The organism is Streptomyces sp. VRA16 Mangrove soil (assembly GCF_017377775.1).
Taxonomy (GTDB): Bacteria; Actinomycetota; Actinomycetes; order Streptomycetales; family Streptomycetaceae; genus Streptomyces.
In genome coordinates, this window is sequence record NZ_JAFVLN010000011.1 from 290,571 (window position 1) to 307,369 (window position 16,799).

Consider the following 16,799-nt stretch of genomic DNA (forward strand, 5'->3'; position numbering starts at 1 on the left):
GCCCGCCGGTCATCGACCGGCGGGCCCTTCCGCGTGTGCTTGGGCGCTCAGCCCTTGACGTGGACGGCGATCGTGCCCGCCACCTTGTCGTGCCAGCCCTGCTGGCGGCCCGAGTTGTCGAAGAACGGGGAGACGTAGACGAGCAGCATGCCGAGGCCGCACGCGAAGTAGCCGACGAACGGGATGAGCCAGCGCAGCAGGCCCTTGCCGAGGCCGGGCTTCTGGCCGTCCTCCAGGCGCAGCACGCGGATGCCGACGGCGAGCTTGCCGAGCGTGGCGCCCACGAAGGAGATCATCAGGACCTCGTAGACGAGGGTCACCGCCATCATCCCGAGAGCGATCGGAATGATCTTGCTCATCATGTCCGAGCTCGCGTTGTTGATGCAGGTGTCGTACGCGGCCGAGGCCGGGTCGCAGTCCGTGGCGGACTTGACGGTGTCCATGAACACCGGGGCGATCACCGCGAAGTAGATGATCGAGTACAGGACACCGTCGATCGCGCGGGCGCCGAGCCGGCGGCCCATTCCGGCGATCGGCGGCACGCCCGGCTGCGGGTACGGAGGCTGCATGCCGCCGCCCTGCGGGTAGCCGGGGTGGCCGCCGGGCTGGCCGGGTGCCTGCGGGTAGCCGTAGCCCTGCTGCGGCGGGACGCCCTGCGGGGCCTGCTGGCCGTACGGGTTGGGGCCCTGGGGTTGCTGGCCGTACGGGTTCGGGCCCTGGGGCTGCTGGCCGTAGGGGTTGCCGGGTTCGCCGAAACTCATGGCGTGATCCTTTGGTGACGGGTTAGGGGACGTCGCGGACCTGCGGAGGATCACTACGGCTTGGCGTTCGCGTGAGCTTTCAGTCCCCCCTGCCGCCGATCCGCGGCACTGCGTGGATCATGCTCGTGAACCGGACAGCCTGTTGTCCAGCGTGCGTTCCTGGCTGTTGTGCAAGTGCAACTTGGGTGAATCCCCGCCACCCTGAAACAATGGCGCCATGACCGCCCAGATTCTCGATGGCAAGGCCACCGCAGCCGCGATCAAGTCCGACCTGACCGTCCGCGTGGCGGCCCTGAAGGAGAAGGGGATCACGCCCGGCCTCGGCACCGTCCTCGTCGGCGAGGATCCCGGCAGCCAGAAGTACGTCGCGGGCAAGCACCGCGACTGCGCGCAGGTCGGCATCGCCTCCATCCAGCGCGAACTGCCCGCGACGGCCTCCCAGGAGGAGATCGAGGCGGTCGTCCGCGAGCTCAACGACGACCCGGCCTGCACCGGCTACATCGTCCAGCTCCCGCTGCCCAAGGGCATCGACGAGAACCGCATCCTCGAACTGATGGACCCGGCGAAGGACGCCGACGGCCTGCACCCGATGAACCTGGGCCGCCTCGTCCTCAACGAGCCGGCGCCGCTGCCCTGCACCCCGTTCGGCATCATCACGCTGCTGCGCAAGCACGGTGTGGAGATCAAGGGCGCCGAGGTCGTGGTCGTCGGGCGTGGTGTGACGATCGGCCGCCCGATGCCGCTGCTGCTCACCCGCAAGTCGGAGAACGCGACCGTCACCCAGTGCCACACCGGCACCCGTGACCTCTCCGCCCACCTCAAGCGCGCCGACATCGTGGTGGCCGCCGCGGGCGTCCCGCACCTGATCAAGCCCGAGGACATCAAGCCGGGCGCGGCCGTGCTCGACGTCGGCGTCTCGCGCGACGAGAACGGCAAGATCGTCGGCGATGTGCACCCTGGCGTCGCCGAGGTGGCCGGCTGGATCTCGCCGAACCCGGGCGGCGTCGGCCCGATGACCCGCGCCCAGCTCCTGGTCAACGTGGTGGAGGCCGCAGAGCGGATCGCCGACGGTGTTCGCTGAGGCGGCGGGGGGCGACAAGAAGAAGGGGACGCGGCGGTTCCCGCTGTGGACGCGCGACACCGCGCGCCCCGAGGGCGGCGGCCGCGCCGCATCCGGTGACGCCCCGGCACCCGCCCGCCAGTGGCCGCTGATCGCCGTACTCGCGGTGACCGGGCTCGGGCTGCTGCTCACCGCGTTCGACGTGTTCCGGGTCGGCACGATGCTCGTGGGCGTCGCGCTGCTCGGCGGCGCCGTGCTGCGCTGGGTGCTGCCGAGCGTCGGCATGCTCGCCGTGCGCTCGCGCTTCACGGACATGCTCACGTACGGGATCCTCGGCCTCGCTATCGTGCTGCTCGCGATGATGGCGCAGCCCGACCCGTGGCTGCGTATCCCCTTCCTTCAGGACACCCTGCACTTCACCGTGCGGTGACGATGCACACAGGTGCCCTCAAGTGACCGGCGGGACTCCGGAGTTCGGAGTCCCGCCGTCCTTGTGTGGTGATGTCCGGGTAACTTCGGGGATTTTGTCGTACGAGGGTGGACAACACGCATAGCCTGGGCAATCGGGACTGTCCCGGAGAACTGGGGGCGTCCCGGGCCCGGCGGTGTGCGAGGGGGCACGCCCTGGTGTCGAATGCTGTCGAATGCCCCCGTGCGCCCCCGTCCGGGGAACTGACATCCTGGCTACTCGCATCCCATTGGGTAGCCAGTGGGGGCCACTGCGTTGGCGCGGCTCGGGGGAAGTTCAGGCACGTATGGGGGGAATAGGGGGAAGGCAATGCCTCGTTGGAGGGCGCTACCGGATGAACTCGACCCGCAGGTCAAGGAGTTCGCCAGCCAGCTGCGCCGGCTGGTGGACCGCAGCGGGCTCGGGATCGCCGCGTTGGCGGACCGCACCGGGTACAGCAAGACCTCGTGGGAGCGATATCTGAACGGACGGCTGCTCGCGCCCAAGGGCGCGATCGTCGCGCTCGCCGAGGTGACCGGCACCAATCCCGTCCATCTGACCACGATGTGGGAGCTCGCGGAGCGCGCCTGGAGCCGTTCCGAGATGCGCCACGACATGACCATGGAGGCGATACGGATCTCCCAGGCGCGCGCCGCGCTCGGGGAGTTCGGCTCGTCGGGGACCCAGACGAAGAACGGCGCGGGCAAGAACGGCAGCGCGACGGCCTCCCGGCCGCCGACCGGCGTGGCGGGCCCCGCCGGGGTCTCGCCGACGGTGCCGCCGCAGGCCCAGGCGCCGAGCCTGGACCAGTTCGGCCCGCCGCCCGAGACACCGGCACCGGTGAACTCCGGCGGATCCGGCGGCAGGCGGCGGCTGACCATGTTCCTCGCGGGGGTCGTCGGCGCGGCCCTCGTCGTCCTCATCGCCTACGTCCTGACCAGCGGCGGCGACGGCAAGGGCGACAAGGCCGAGCCGTCGAAGTCGCCGACCACCAGTGCGCCGCAGCTGCCCGCGGGCGTGCAGTGCGTCGGCGCGAGCTGCACCGGCAAGGACCCCGAGGCCATGGGCTGCGGCGGCGATCTCGCCGACAGCCCGCTGAAGGCCGCGCTCGGCACGGCCAATGTCGAGGTCCGCTACAGCAAGACGTGCAAGGCGGCCTGGGCACGTATCCAGTTCGCCGCGCCCGGCGACAGCGTGACGCTCTCCGTGGGCTCCAAGACGTCGAAGAAGGGCCTGGTCGGCGACGCGGACACGGACGCGTACACCCCGATGATCGCGGTCGACTCGGCCGCCGAGGCGAAGGCCTGCGGGACGCTGGCGTCCGGCCGGAAGGGCTGCACGAAGTAGCGCGACAAGCAGTTCGGCCGGCGGCACGGAGTACGTGTGCATGGGGGAGCGTCTTCGGGGAAGGCGCCTAGGTACCCCCACGGGAGTGGTCACACAGTGACACCCCCGGCGGCCGCCGACCCCACTCTCCCGGGGCGGCGGTCGCCGCCGTTCGGTGCGAAACGGCCCGGGAGTGACCTCTGTGGGGTGAGCCACACCGACCCGGGGGTCCGGTGCGGGCGAGAGGCGATAGCCTGACGAACGGATCTCTTGGCATCAAGAGATCGATCAAAAGCCTCGCTGTCATACGGAGAACGCCATGACCCGCACTCCCGTGAACGTCACCGTCACCGGCGCCGCCGGCCAGATCGGCTACGCACTGCTCTTCCGCATCGCCTCCGGCCAGCTGCTCGGCGCGGACGTGCCGGTCAAGCTGCGCCTCCTGGAGATCACCCCGGCGCTCAAGGCCGCCGAGGGCACCGCGATGGAGCTCGACGACTGCGCGTTCCCGCTCCTCCAGGGCATCGACATCACCGACGACCCGAACGTCGCCTTCGACGGCTCGAACGTCGCCCTGCTCGTCGGCGCCCGCCCCCGCACGAAGGGCATGGAGCGAGGCGACCTGCTCTCCGCCAACGGCGGCATCTTCAAGCCGCAGGGCAAGGCCATCAACGACAACGCCGCGGACGACATCAAGGTCCTCGTCGTCGGCAACCCGGCCAACACCAACGCCCTCATCGCCCAGGCCGCGGCCCCGGACGTCCCGGCCGAGCGTTTCACCGCGATGACCCGCCTGGACCACAACCGTGCGCTGACCCAGCTCGCGAAGAAGTCGGGCGCCACCGTCGCCGACATCCAGCGCCTGACCATCTGGGGCAACCACTCGGCCACCCAGTACCCGGACATCTTCCAGGCGACCGTCGCGGGCAAGCCGGCCATCGAGGCCATCGGCAACGACGAGAAGTGGCTCGCCGAGGACTTCATCCCGACCGTCGCCAAGCGTGGCGCCGCGATCATCGAGGCCCGGGGCGCGTCCTCGGCCGCGTCGGCCGCCAACGCCGCGATCGACCACGTCCACACCTGGGTCAACGGCACCGCCGACGGCGACTGGACCTCGATGGGCATCCCGTCGGACGGCTCCTACGGCGTCCCGGAGGGCCTCATCTCGTCCTTCCCCGTCACCTGCAAGGACGGCAAGTACGAGATCGTCCAGGGCCTTGAGATCAACGAGTTCTCGCGGGCCCGCATCGACGCGTCCGTCGCGGAGCTGGCGGAGGAGCGCGAGGCCGTGCGCGGTCTCGGCCTCATCTAGTCCCCGGCCGCGACCGGCTTCTGCGACCGCCCACGGCGGGTCTTCCGGACCCGCCCTGGGCGGTTTGGCGTTGGTGGCCGAGGGGGCGCACGCCCGGAGTCCGTGACGTGCGGGCGCTGTCGTGAGTTGAACCGGCGGCAGCCCGCCGCACACGAGCGCGGGCCACGACGTCCTCGGGCAAGGGAGCACTCCATGGGCATCACTTCGCGTACGCCGTCCGCGCCGGTCACGGCGATCCTCCGTACCGGCGCCGCCGCCCTGGCCCTGGCCGCCGCCCTTTCCTGCGGCGGTGTCGCGAGTGCCGCCGCGGTCGGTGACGGGCCCGGGCCGGTGAAGGACTCCGGGACGCTGATTCTCTCCGATGAGGACTTCGCGCGGTTCTGGCACGCGTCGTCGCAGGAGCAGTGGCTGATCGTGCACGACCCGCAGTACCGCGCCACCTGGCTCGACTGCGTCCCGGGCGCCGGCCACGTCGAGCGGAACGCGTGGGGGCCGGGCTGGGTCTGTCTGCCGGACGGGGCCGTGCAGTGACGCACCCTCTGAAGTAGCTCAACTGCCGTCCGCGCACCCCGGGGGATCCCGCACCATGGCTGGATGATCTTCGCTGCCAAGCCGGACCTGACCGTTCTCGCCCTGCGCGACTCCGACCGCGTCGCCGAAGCCGTGCGCGCCGCCCTGCGGGACGCCTCCGACGCCGAGCGGCCGGGCCTGGAGCGGGCGGCCGCGCTGATCGCGGAGGTGGCGACGGCGAGCGACGCCGAGGTGCGCGGGCGCTGGGTGCTCGAACAGTTCGCGGCGGCCGGGTACGACGGTCCCGTCGACTCCGTCCGCGCGGTCAAGGTGCTGCGGCAGGCCGAGCCGTCGCTGACGCTGGCCGCGGCCGTGCGGCTGACCAAGGACGCGGCGGCCGTGACCGGCGGCTGAGCCGGCCCGTGCACCGAGCACGGTGAAGGTGACGCGGCGCACTTTTCGCCGCCGTCCGCGCATGCTTTCCGGACCCCGGGGCAGGGGGCTCCGTTGTCGCCACGAAGATCACAGGTTGGTCGTTTTCATGGCGCTCGGGGGATTTATCCGGAACGGAAGGCGTAACGAGACGTGTCAGCACAACCCACCATCCACGTCGGCGGAGAGTGGCGCGCAGCCGCCTCAGGAGCGAGCCGGGAGATCCTCGACCCCGCGGACGCCAAGCCCTTCGCCGTGATCGCCGAGGGTGACGCGCAGGACGCGGACGCCGCGATCGCCGCCGCCCGGCGGGCCTTCGACCAGGGCCCGTGGCCGCGCACCCCCGTCGCCGAGCGGGCCGCGCTGCTGCGCAGGGTCGCCGACCTCCTCGTACGGGACCGGGAGCGGATCGGGCTCCTGGAGAGCCGGGACGCGGGGAAGACCGTCGAGGAGGGCCGGATCGACGTCGACTGTGTCGCCGACGCGTTCCGCTACTTCGCCGATCTGGTCGTGGCAGAGGGTGCGGGCCGGGTGGTCGACGCCGGGTCCGACGACATCCACAGCGTCGTCGTGCACGAGCCGGTCGGCGTCTGCACGATGATCACGCCCTGGAACTACCCGCTGTTGCAGGCGAGTTGGAAGATCGCTCCGGCGCTCGCCGCGGGCAACACCTTCGTCGTCAAGCCGAGCGAGATCACGCCGCTGACCACGGTCGTGCTCGTCGAACTGCTCGTCGAGGCCGGACTTCCCGACGGTGTCGCGAACCTCGTCACCGGGCCCGGCGCCACCGTCGGCGCACGCCTCGCCGACCACCCCGACGTCGACCTCGTCTCCTTCACCGGCGGCCTGGTCAGCGGCACGAAGGTCGCACAGGCCGCCGCCGCCACGGTCAAGAAGGTCGCCCTCGAACTCGGCGGCAAGAACCCCAACGTCGTCTTCGCCGACGCGTGCGCGACCGACGAGGGCTTCGACACCGCCGTCGACCAGGCGCTGAACGCCGCCTTCATCCACAGCGGGCAGGTCTGCTCCGCCGGCTCCCGGCTCATCGTCGAGGAGTCCGTGCGCGAGCGCTTCGTCGCCGAACTCGCCCGCCGTGCGCAGCGGATCAGGCTCGGACGCGGCACCGAGGACGGCGTCGAGTGCGGCCCGCTGGTGAGCGAGCAGCAGCGCGAGAAGACCGAGGCGTACGTCGCCTCCGCCCTCGGCGAGGGAGCCGTGCTGCGCAGCGGCGGCAAGCGGCCCGAGCCGGCCGAACAGCGCCCCGCCACCGGGTACTTCTACGAGCCGACCGTCCTCGACCAGTGCCACCGCGAGATGCGGGTGGTGCGCGAGGAGACCTTCGGGCCGATCCTCACCGTCGAGACCTTCCGCACCGAGGACGAGGCCGTCGCCCTCGCCAACGACACCGAGTACGGCCTCGCCGGCGCCGTGTGGACCGCCGACGCGGGCCGCGCCCGCCGCGTCGCCGGACGGCTGCGCCACGGCACCGTCTGGATCAACGACTTCCACCCCTACCTGCCGCAGGCCGAGTGGGGCGGCTTCGGGAAGAGCGGTGTGGGCCGGGAGTTGGGCCCCGCCGGACTCGCCGAGTACCGCGAGACCAAGCACGTGTACCAGAACCTCGCGCCGAAGCCGGTGCGCTGGTTCGCGGGCTGAGCCCGTACCCGTAGACCCCGCACACCCCCGCCCATTACGCGAAGTACCTTGCGAGACCCAGGAGTTGACGTATGCCCGAAACCCCCACGACCTTCGACTACGTCGTCGTCGGCGGCGGCACCGCCGGTTCGGTGATCGCCTCCCGGCTCACCGAGGACCCGGACGTCACCGTCGCCGTCATCGAGGGCGGCCCCAGTGACATCGGCCGCGACGACGTGCTGACCCTGCGCCGCTGGCTCGGGCTGCTCGGCGGCGACCTCGACTACGGCTACACGACCACCGAGCAGCCGCGCGGCAACTCGCACATCCTGCACAGCCGCGCCAAGGTGCTCGGCGGCTGCTCCTCGCACAACACCCTCATCTCCTTCAAGCCGCTGCCCGGCGACTGGGACGAGTGGGCGGCCGCGGGCGCCGAGGGCTGGGACCACAAGGCGATGGACCCGTACTTCGGCAAGCTGCGCAACAACATCGTCGCCGTCGACGAGAAGGACCGGAACGCGATCGCCCGCGACTTCGTCGAGGCCGCGCGGGCGGCGACCGGCGTGCCGCGCGTCGAGGGCTTCAACAAGGCGCCGTTCAAGGACGGTGTCGGCTTCTTCGACCTCGCGTACCACCCCGAGAACAACAAGCGCTCCAGCGCGTCGGTGGCGTATCTGCACCCGCATATGGAAGCCGGCGACCGCCCCAACCTGACGCTGTTCCTCGAGACGTGGGCGTACAAGCTGGAGTTCGACGACGTCGGTGACGCGGACGCGCCGACCGCCCGCGGAGTGCGCGTGCGGGCCGAGGACGGCACGGAGTCGCTGATATCCGCGCGGCGTGAGGTCGTCGTCTGCGCGGGCGCCGTCGACACGCCGCGACTCCTGCTGCTCTCGGGCATCGGCCCCAAGGCCGACCTCGAAGCCCTCGGCATCCCCGTCCTGCACGATCTGCCGGGCGTCGGCGAGAACCTGCTCGACCACCCCGAGTCCGTCATCGTCTGGGAGACGGACGGGCCGATCCCCGACAACAGCGCCATGGACAGCGACGCGGGCCTGTTCGTCCAGCGGGACCCCGAGGCCGCGGGCCCGGACCTGATGTTCCACTTCTACCAGATCCCGTTCACCGACAACCCGGAGCGGCTCGGCTACGAGAAGCCCGCGCACGGGGTGTCCATGACGCCGAACATCCCCAAGCCGCGCAGCCGCGGCCGGCTCTACCTGACCAGCGCCGATCCCGAGGCCAAGCCCGCCCTCGACTTCCGCTACTTCACGGACGAGGACGACTACGACGGGCGGACTTTGGTCGACGGGATCCGCATCGCCCGCGAGATCGCGAAGACCGAACCGCTGGCCGGCTGGCTGAAGCGCGAGGTCTGCCCCGGCCCGGACGTCACCGGCGACGAGGAGCTCGGCGAGTACGCCCGCAAGGTCGCGCACACCGTCTACCACCCCGCGGGGACTTGCCGGATGGGGGCCGCTGGCGATGAACTCGCCGTGGTCGACCCCGAGTTGAGGGTCCGCGGTCTGCAGTCCCTGCGTATCGCCGACGCGTCCGTCTTCCCGACGATGCCCGCGGTGAACCCGATGATCGGGGTGCTCATGGTCGGGGAGAAGTGCGCCGAGCTGATGGGTGGTGATGCGTGATGAGGACGAGTACCGCCATGCAGACAGGGACAGGGACAGGGACAGAGGTAGGGGGAGGGGCCGATGCCGCGGGGACGGAGCACGTCTTCTCCGTCCGCAACCTGTGGAAGGTCTTCGGATCCAAGGCCGAACGCGTCCCGCGGCAGGCCGAGTTGGCCGGTCTGAGCGCCGCCGAACTGCGTGCCCGCACCGGCTGCACCGCCGCCGTGCGCGACGTCTCCTTCGACGTGCGGCGCGGCGAGGTCTTCGTCGTCATGGGCCTGTCGGGCTCCGGCAAGTCCACCCTCGTACGATGTCTGACCCGGCTCATCGAGCCGACGTCGGGCAGCCTGGAGATCGACGGCGAGGACGTGCTCGCGATGGACCGGGCGCGCCTTCGCGCCCTGCGCAGGCGCCGGGCCGCGATGGTCTTCCAGCACTTCGGGCTGCTGCCGCACCGCAGCGTCCTCGACAACGTCGCCTACGGCCTGGAGATCCAGGGCGTGGGCCGTGTCGAACGGCGCGCCAAGGCCATGGAGGTCGTCGCCAAGGTCGGCCTCGAAGGGCTTGAGGCGCGCCGTCCCGGTCAGCTGTCCGGCGGTCAGCAGCAGCGCGTCGGCCTGGCCCGCGCGCTCGCCGTCGACCCCGAAGTCCTGCTGTTCGACGAGCCGTTCAGCGCGCTCGACCCGTTGATCCGGCGCGACATGCAGGAGGAGGTCGTGCGGCTCCACCAGGAGGAGGGCCGCACCATGGTCTTCATCACCCACGACCTGTCCGAGGCGCTGCGCCTGGGCGACCGCATCGCCCTGATGCGCGACGGCCGGATCGTCCAGCTCGGCACCCCCGAGGAGATCGTGGGCTCGCCCGCCGACGACTACGTCCGCGAGTTCGTCCGCGACGTGCCGCGCGAGCAGGTCATGACGGTGCGCCGCGCGATGCGTCCCGCCGACGCCGACGAGGCCGAGCGTGGCGCCGCCATCGCGCCCGACGCGACCGTCTCGCAGGCCATCGAGGCCGTCGCCAGGACCGGGTTCGCCGTGCGCGTCATGGAGGACGGCCGGTGCCTGGGCATCGTCGACCACGAGCGGCTGATCGCCACGGTGGGCGGCACCGTTCCGGACGACGGGCCGGAGGGCGTCGGGGAGGGCGCCACCGAGGACTTGGCCGAGGGCGCCCCGGGCGACGCCGCGCAGGGCGTCTCGAAGGACGAGGAGGCGGTCTAGATGACGGCCGCCGTCACCACCCCCACCGCCGCGGCTCCCGACGACACCGGCACACCGCACCGGCTGAAGAACCTGCGACCGCGCCACCGCGCCCTCGGCAAGCTCCTGCTGCTCGCCGTCGCCGCGGCGGTCCTCGTGCCGCTCGTCACCACGCGCTGGTCCGGCGCCGCCTGGCCGCACGCCCTCACCGTCGACGTGTCCGAACCGCTCGGCAGAGCCTCCGACTGGATCATCGACCACCGCGACAGCTCCCCGCTGTTCCTGTACTTCCTCGGCTACATCAGCAACGCCGTCATCGTCGCCATCCGCGCCGTCTACGTCGTGCTGCTCGCCGCGGGCTGGGCGGGTGTGACCGCGGCCGCCGGGCTGATCGCCTGGCGGGTGGCGGGCCGCCGCCTCGCCGCGTTCGCCGTCGTCGCGCTGCTCGCCTGCGGTTTCCTCGGCATGTGGGTGCCGACCATGCAGACCCTCGCGCTGATGATCGTCGCCGTGCTGGTCTCGGTCGTCGTCGGCGCCCTGCTGGGTGTCGCCGCCGGGCTCAGCGAACGCATGTACCGACTCCTGCGCCCGGTCCTCGACACCATGCAGGTGCTGCCCGCGTACGCGTATCTGCTGCCCGTCGTGCTGATCTTCGGCATGGGCGTACCGGCCGCGGTCCTCGCCACCGTCGTCTACGCCGCCCCGCCGATGGCCAGGCTCACCGCGCTCGGCCTGCGCTCCGCCGACGGCGGCGTCATGGAGGCCGTCACCTCGCTCGGCGCCACCGCCCGCCAGCGCCTGCTCTCGGCGCGGCTCCCGCTGGCCCGCAAGGAACTCCTCCTCGGCCTCAACCAGACGATCATGATGGCCCTGTCCATGGCCGTCATCGCGTCGGTGATCGGCGCCGCGGGCCTCGGCGACCGCGTCTACCAGGCCCTCGCCTCGGTCGACGTCGGCGCCGCGCTCGCCGCGGGCATCCCCATCGTGCTGCTCGCCGTCGTCCTCGACCGGGTCACGGCCGCGGCCGGCGAACGCATGGGCTCCCACCAGGCACCGGCCCACTGGAAGTGGGGCGTGGTCGCCGCCGGGGCCGTCGTGGCCGCGCTCGCCGCCCGGTTCGCCGACCGCCTCGACTGGCCCGCGTCCTGGGTCGCCGACATCGCGACACCCGTCAACGACGCCGTCGACTGGATGACCGACCATCTCTACACCGGCGTCCCGGTGATCGGCGGCACCGCCGACTGGGCCGCCCACTTCACCACCTGGATCCTCGACCCGGTCCGCTCGGGCCTGACCTGGCTGCCCTGGTGGTCGGTGCTGCTGATCGTCGCCGCGCTCGCCTGGCTGATCGGCACCTGGCGCACCGCCCTGACCGCGACCGCCGCCATGGCCGCGATCGGTGTGCTCGGCGTGTGGAAGGCGTCGCTCGACACGCTCTCCCAGGTGCTCGCGGCCGTCGCCGTCACCCTCGTCATCGGCCTGGCCACCGGGATCGCCGCCGCCCGCAGCGGTCGCTTCGAGCGCCTGCTCCGGCCGGTCCTCGACGTCTTCCAGACGATGCCGCAGTTCGTGTACCTGATCCCGGTCGTCGCCCTGTTCGGCGTCGGCCGCGCCCCGGCCGTCGCCGCGGCGGTCGTCTACGCACTGCCCGCCGTCGTCCGCATCACCACGCAGGGCCTGCGCCAGGTCGACCCGGCCGCCCTGGAGGCCGCCCGCTCGATGGGCGCGACCACCGGACAGCAGCTGCGCCAGGTCCAACTCCCGCTCGCCCGGCCCGCGTTGCTGCTCGCCGTCAACCAGGGCGTGGTCCTGGTCCTCGCCGTCGTCATCATCGGCGGCCTGGTCGGCGGTGGCGCGCTCGGCTACGACGTCGTCTTCGGCCTCGCCCAGGGCGACCTGGCCACCGGCCTGGTCGCGGGCGCCGCCATCGTCTGCCTCGGCCTGATGCTGGACCGGGTGACACAGCCGACGCAACGCCGTGCGCGGGACGGGAAGGAGGCATGAGGATGCGAACACGCAGGAACGTCATGGCAGTTGTGGCTGCCGGGGTGCTCCTGGCGGCCACCGGCTGCGGCGCCGCCGACATGACCAAGCAGTCGTCCCCATTCGCCAACGCCAAGGGCGCCAGAACGGTGACGCTGTCCGTCCAGTCGTGGGTCGGCGCGCAGGCCAACGTGGCCGTCGCCCAGTACCTCCTGGAGCACGAACTCGGCTACCGGGTCGACACCGTGCAGGTCGACGAGGTCCCCGCCTGGGACGCCCTGAGCCAGGGCCGCGTCGACGCGATCCTGGAGGACTGGGGCCACCCCGACCAGGAGCAGCGCTACGTCAAGGACAAGAAGACGATCGTCGCCGGCGGCGGCCTCGGCGTCACCGGGCACATCGGCTGGTTCGTCCCGACGTACTTCGCGAAGCAGCACCCGGACGTCACCGACTGGAAGAACCTGAACAAGTACGCGGATCAGCTGAAGACCGCCGAGAGCGGCGGCAAGGGCCAGCTCCTCGACGGCTCGCCCTCGTACGTCACGAACGACAAGGCGCTGGTGGACAACCTGAAGCTGAACTATCAGGTCGTCTTCTCCGGCTCCGAGGCGGCGCAGATCACCCAGATCAAGCAGTTCGCCAAGCAGAAGAAGCCGTTCCTGACGTACTGGTACACCCCGCAGTGGCTGTTCCAGCAGGTCCCGATGACGGAGGTGAAGCTGCCCGCGTACAAGGAGGGCTGCGACGCCGACCCGAAGAAGATCGCCTGCGCCTATCCGACGACCCCGCTCCAGAAGTACCTCAACGCCGACTTCGCGCGCGGTGGCGGCGACGCGGCGGCCTTCCTGAAGAACTTCCACTGGACGACGAAGGACCAGAACGAGGTCTCGCTGCTGATCGCCGACAAGAAGCTGTCGCCCGAGGCGGCGGCGAAGGAGTGGGTGGACGGGCATCGGTCGACGTGGGAGGCGTGGCTGGAGAAGTAGCGGCTCCGGCTTCATGGAACCGTGGCCCCGGCTGCCTTTGTGGGCGGCCGGGGTCTTTCAGGTGAGTGACCGGCGCACGTCGCACTCCTGCACATCCTTGAGGACACGAGCTGCGTGAGCTTGTACTGCGCCGCGTTCACCCATCGCCAGATGTCCTTGGGGGCGGTGACGGGTTCGAACAGGTCGGACAGTTCCTCGTCGATCTCGTCCCGGTCGTCCGGGCTGAGCGCGCTGTAGGCGACCTCGACGCAGTTGCCGCCGGCTCAACCGAGCTTGTCCGCGATCTCCCGCAGCGCCGCGTCCGCCGCGCGCTGCAGCCCCGGGCCGAACGTGATCCGGGTCGCCCCCAGCTCGCCCCACTCGCGCGGGGTGGGCGTCCCGCGCACGGTCGCGCCCACGTTGAGCGGCCCCTCGACCCCGGCCCGCAGCGCGGGCAGCGCCGCCGCGGGCGCCCCGATCGGGTACACGCAGTCGGCGCCCGCCGCGACATACAACCGGGCGCGCTCGACGGCCTCCGCGACCGGGTCGGCGGCGCCCCTGATGAACGTGTCGACGCGGGCGTTCAGGACGATGCCGTCACCGGCCGCCGTCCGCACCTCGGCCAGCCAGTCGGCGTGCGCGCGCGGGTCCTTGAGGCCGCCCTCGCGGGTGGAGTCCTCCAGGTTGCAGCCCACCGCGCCCGTCTCCAGGAGCCGCTCCACCAGCTCCTTCGGCGCGATCCCGTAGCCGTCCTCGATGTCCGCGCTCACCGGCACCGACACCGATCGCACGATCCGGCGCACCGCCGCGAACATCTCGTCGGCGGGCGTCGCCCCGTCCTCGTACCCGAGCGACGCCGAGACCCCCGCGCTCGGCGTCGCGAGCGCCGGGAAGCCCGCCCCCTCGAAGACGCGGGCGCTCGCCGCGTCCCAGGGGCCCGGCAGGACCAGCGGGTCGCCGGGGGAGCGGTCGTGGTGCAGGGCGCGGAACGTGCCGGCCTTCGTGCTGCTCACCATGCGGGACCTCCGGGTTCGATGCGGCGGCTGACCATCAGCCGGTTCCAGCTGTTGATCACCGTGATCACCCCGATGAGATGGGCGAGTTCGACCTCATTGAACTCCTTCGCGGCGGCCTCGTACACGTCGTCCGGCACGAACGAGTCAGTGAGCAGCGTGACCGCCTCGGTCAGCGCCAGCGCCGCCCGCTCGCGTGCGCTGTACAGGTCGCCCGCCTCGCGCCACGCGTCCAGCAGCGCGATCCGCTTCGCGCTCTCGCCGTTCTTGTCGACCGCCACGTCGACGTGCATGTCCAGGCAGAACGCGCACGCGTTGATCTGCGAGGCCCGGATCATCACCAGCTCGGCGAGGACCGGATCGGCCAGGCCCGCCTTGGCGGCGGCCCCCGCGGCCTGCAGAGCGGCGCGCACCCGCGGGTCCAACCGCCGTGTCCTGACGCTCACTTGGCGGCCTCGGGCTTGTAGTGTCCGGCGACCATCCGGGTGGTCACGCCGAACCGGTTCCACGCGTTGATCGTCGTGATCGCCGCGATGAGCTGGGCCAGCTCCTGCTCGTCGTAGTGGCGCGCCGCCTCCTCGTACACGTCGTCCGGCACGAAACCGTTGGTGAGGACGGTGATCGCCTCGGTCAGGGCGAGCGCCGCGAGCTCCTTCTCCGTGTAGAAGTGCCGGCTCTCCTCCCACGCGCCGAGCTGCACGATCCGCTCCACGCTCTCGCCCGCCGCCAGCGCGTCCTTGCTGTGCATGTCGAGGCAGAACGCGCAGTGGTTGAGCTGCGAGGCCCGGATCTTCACCAGCTCGTACGTCACCGGGTCCAGGCCCTTACGGGCGGCGGCGTCCAGCCGGACCATCGCCTTGTAGACCTCGGGGGCGAGCGTGGCCCAGGCGAGGCGGGGGGTGTGTTCGTGCACGTAACCGGTGCCGTCGGTGTCCGTCGTGGTCATGCTTCGACCGTACGGAAGAAGTAGCCCAGGGGTATGGTCCATTCCCATGCCAGGAACTTGGGCCACTTCTCCGTCCGGGCAGGCGCTCGGCATCGACTTCCACATCGATCCCGCGGGCCCGCACGGGCTGCGCCGCGGGCTGACGGACGCGCTGCGCGAGGCCGTGCGCGGCGGGCGGCTCGCCCCCGGCACCCGGCTGCCCTCCTCCCGCACCCTCGCCGGTGACCTGGGCATCGCCCGCAACACGGTCGCCGACGCCTACGCCGACCTCGTCGCCGAGGGGTGGCTCACCGCGCGGCAGGGCTCCGGCACCCGGGTCGCCGAGCGGTCCGTCCGGGCGCCGCGCCCCGCGCCGGTCCACCGGGCCGTCTCCGGGCCCGTCCACGACCTCAACCCCGGCAGCCCCGACCTCGCCTCCTTCCCCCGCGCCGAATGGCTCAAGGCCGCCCGCCGGGCCCTCGCCGCCGCCCCGAACGACGCGCTCGGCTACGGCGATCCGCGCGGCCGCCCCGAACTGCGCGCCGCGCTCGCCGGCTATCTCGCCCGCGCCCGCGGGGTGCACGCCGACGCCGAACGGATCGTGATCTGCGCCGGGTTCGCCCACGGCCTCATGCTCCTCGCCGACGTGCTGCGCACCCGGGGTGCCAAGGACGTCGCCGTCGACTCCTACGGGCTGCCCCCGCACTGGAACATCCTGACCCGGTCGGGCCTGCGCACGCGCCCGCTCCCGTTCGACGAACTGGGCGCGGACGTGGGGGAGTTGTCGGAGCTGTCGGGCCGCGCCGGGGCGGTGCTGCTCACCCCGGCCCACCAGTTCCCGCTCGGCGACCCGCTCCACCCCGACCGGCGGTCCGCCGTCGTCGACTGGGCGCGGCGCACCGGCGGCCTGGTCCTGGAGGACGACTACGACGGCGAGTTCCGCTACGACCGGCAGCCCGTCGGCGCGCTCCAGGGCCTCGACCCGGACCGCGTCGTGCACCTCGGCACGGCCAGCAAGTCCCTCGCGCCGGGGCTCAGGATCGGCTGGATGGTGCTGCCCGCCGCGCTGGTCCCGGAGGTCGTCGCGGCCAAGGGGTCGAGCGACTGGTCCTGCGGCGCCCTCGACCAGCTGACCCTCGCCGAGTTCCTGAACTCGGGCGCGTACGACCGTCATCTGCGGGCCGCCCGGCTGCGTTACCGGCGCCGCCGCGACCAGCTCGTCTCCGCCCTCGCCGAACGCGCCCCGGCCGTCCGCGTCACCGGCATCGCAGCCGGCCTCCACGCGGTCCTGAGACTGCCCGTCGGCACCGAGCGGTCCGTGGTGCGCGCGGCGGCCTGGCAGGGCCTCGGCGTCACCGGCCTCTCCACCTACCGCCACCCCGACACGACGTCCACCCCGCTCGATGCCCTGGTCGTCGGCTACGGCACCCCGGCGGACCACGCCTGGACCTCAGCCCTGGACGCCCTGTGCCGAGTACTCCCCTAGCGGCCCCGCAGCCCTGAAGTCCCACCCGCCGTCGGCGATCTACCGCCCACCCCACCCGCCGTCGGCGATCTGCCGCCCACCCCACCCGCCGTCGGCGATCTGCCGCCCACCCCACC

At 71.9% G+C, this 16,799-nt stretch carries 16 protein-coding genes; 12 read left to right on the top strand and 4 right to left on the bottom strand.

The genetic code is table 11. The features are described from left to right. Positions 1-47: 47 nt before the first annotated feature. Positions 48-761: an RDD family protein gene (locus J3486_RS28345; RefSeq protein WP_207825208.1), complete on the bottom strand. Its 714-nt coding sequence runs from the start codon at positions 759-761 to the stop codon at positions 48-50. Positions 762-978: 217 nt separating this feature from the next. Between J3486_RS28345 and J3486_RS28350 the strand changes: the two genes are divergently transcribed. The 11 genes from J3486_RS28350 (at position 979) to J3486_RS28400 (ending at position 13,280) form a co-directional block, all read left to right on the top strand. Continuing rightward, positions 979-1,842: a bifunctional methylenetetrahydrofolate dehydrogenase/methenyltetrahydrofolate cyclohydrolase gene (locus J3486_RS28350; RefSeq protein ID WP_207825209.1), complete on the top strand. Its 864-nt coding sequence runs from the start codon at positions 979-981 to the stop codon at positions 1,840-1,842. After that, complete coding sequence (locus J3486_RS28355) at positions 1,832-2,251, top strand: DUF3017 domain-containing protein (RefSeq protein ID WP_207825211.1); 420 nt, start codon at positions 1,832-1,834, stop codon at positions 2,249-2,251. Before J3486_RS28350 ends, J3486_RS28355 begins: the two co-directional genes overlap by 11 nt. 348 nt (positions 2,252-2,599) lie before the next feature. Beyond that, positions 2,600-3,616, top strand: coding sequence for an XRE family transcriptional regulator (locus J3486_RS28360; RefSeq protein WP_207825213.1), 1,017 nt, complete (start codon positions 2,600-2,602; stop codon positions 3,614-3,616). A gap of 298 nt (positions 3,617-3,914) precedes the next feature. Then, positions 3,915-4,907 carry a malate dehydrogenase gene (locus J3486_RS28365; protein ID WP_207825216.1) on the top strand — a complete coding sequence of 331 codons (993 nt, stop codon included), beginning with the start codon at positions 3,915-3,917 and terminating at the stop codon, positions 4,905-4,907. A gap of 192 nt (positions 4,908-5,099) precedes the next feature. After that, entirely contained in the window at positions 5,100-5,438 is a 339-nt protein-coding gene (locus tag J3486_RS28370; protein ID WP_207825218.1) for a hypothetical protein, read from the top strand. Between the two features lie 63 nt (positions 5,439-5,501). Continuing rightward, positions 5,502-5,831: a hypothetical protein gene (locus tag J3486_RS28375; RefSeq protein WP_207825220.1), complete on the top strand. Its 330-nt coding sequence runs from the start codon at positions 5,502-5,504 to the stop codon at positions 5,829-5,831. Positions 5,832-6,002: 171 nt separating this feature from the next. After that, positions 6,003-7,505 carry an aldehyde dehydrogenase family protein gene (locus J3486_RS28380; RefSeq protein ID WP_207825222.1) on the top strand — a complete coding sequence of 501 codons (1,503 nt, stop codon included), beginning with the start codon at positions 6,003-6,005 and terminating at the stop codon, positions 7,503-7,505. A 71-nt stretch (positions 7,506-7,576) separates the two neighbouring features. Continuing rightward, entirely contained in the window at positions 7,577-9,130 is a 1,554-nt protein-coding gene (locus J3486_RS28385) for a GMC family oxidoreductase (protein WP_207825225.1), read from the top strand. A 17-nt stretch (positions 9,131-9,147) separates the two neighbouring features. Then, the gene (locus tag J3486_RS28390; RefSeq protein WP_229378694.1) at positions 9,148-10,332 is read left to right on the top strand and encodes a glycine betaine/L-proline ABC transporter ATP-binding protein; all 1,185 of its coding nucleotides are present in this window, start codon (positions 9,148-9,150) and stop codon (positions 10,330-10,332) included. Then, positions 10,333-12,315 (top strand): proline/glycine betaine ABC transporter permease, encoded by a 1,983-nt coding sequence (locus tag J3486_RS28395; RefSeq protein WP_229378695.1) that lies wholly within the window; start codon positions 10,333-10,335, stop codon positions 12,313-12,315. A gap of 23 nt (positions 12,316-12,338) precedes the next feature. Then, the gene (locus J3486_RS28400; protein ID WP_229378696.1) at positions 12,339-13,280 is read left to right on the top strand and encodes an ABC transporter substrate-binding protein; all 942 of its coding nucleotides are present in this window, start codon (positions 12,339-12,341) and stop codon (positions 13,278-13,280) included. Positions 13,281-13,543: 263 nt separating this feature from the next. Here J3486_RS28400 and J3486_RS28405 read toward each other — a convergent pair whose 3' ends face one another. The 3 genes from J3486_RS28405 to J3486_RS28415 are packed head-to-tail and all read right to left on the bottom strand — an operon-like array spanning position 13,544 to position 15,218. Then, a complete protein-coding gene (locus J3486_RS28405) occupies positions 13,544-14,275 on the bottom strand; it encodes an isocitrate lyase/phosphoenolpyruvate mutase family protein (protein WP_207825228.1) in 732 nt (243 codons plus the stop codon). After that, positions 14,269-14,685, bottom strand: coding sequence for a carboxymuconolactone decarboxylase family protein (locus J3486_RS28410; RefSeq protein WP_374194778.1), 417 nt, complete (start codon positions 14,683-14,685; stop codon positions 14,269-14,271). The genes J3486_RS28405 and J3486_RS28410 overlap by 7 nt, the downstream gene beginning before the upstream one ends. Before the next feature lie 29 nt (positions 14,686-14,714). Then, on the bottom strand, positions 14,715-15,218 hold the full coding sequence (locus tag J3486_RS28415) for a carboxymuconolactone decarboxylase family protein (protein WP_207825232.1): 504 nt from the start codon (positions 15,216-15,218) through the stop codon (positions 14,715-14,717). 46 nt (positions 15,219-15,264) lie between these two features. Here J3486_RS28415 and J3486_RS28420 point away from each other — a divergent pair, with 46 nt between their 5' ends. Beyond that, entirely contained in the window at positions 15,265-16,683 is a 1,419-nt protein-coding gene (locus tag J3486_RS28420; protein ID WP_207825234.1) for a PLP-dependent aminotransferase family protein, read from the top strand. The last annotated feature ends 116 nt before the right edge of the window (positions 16,684-16,799 follow it).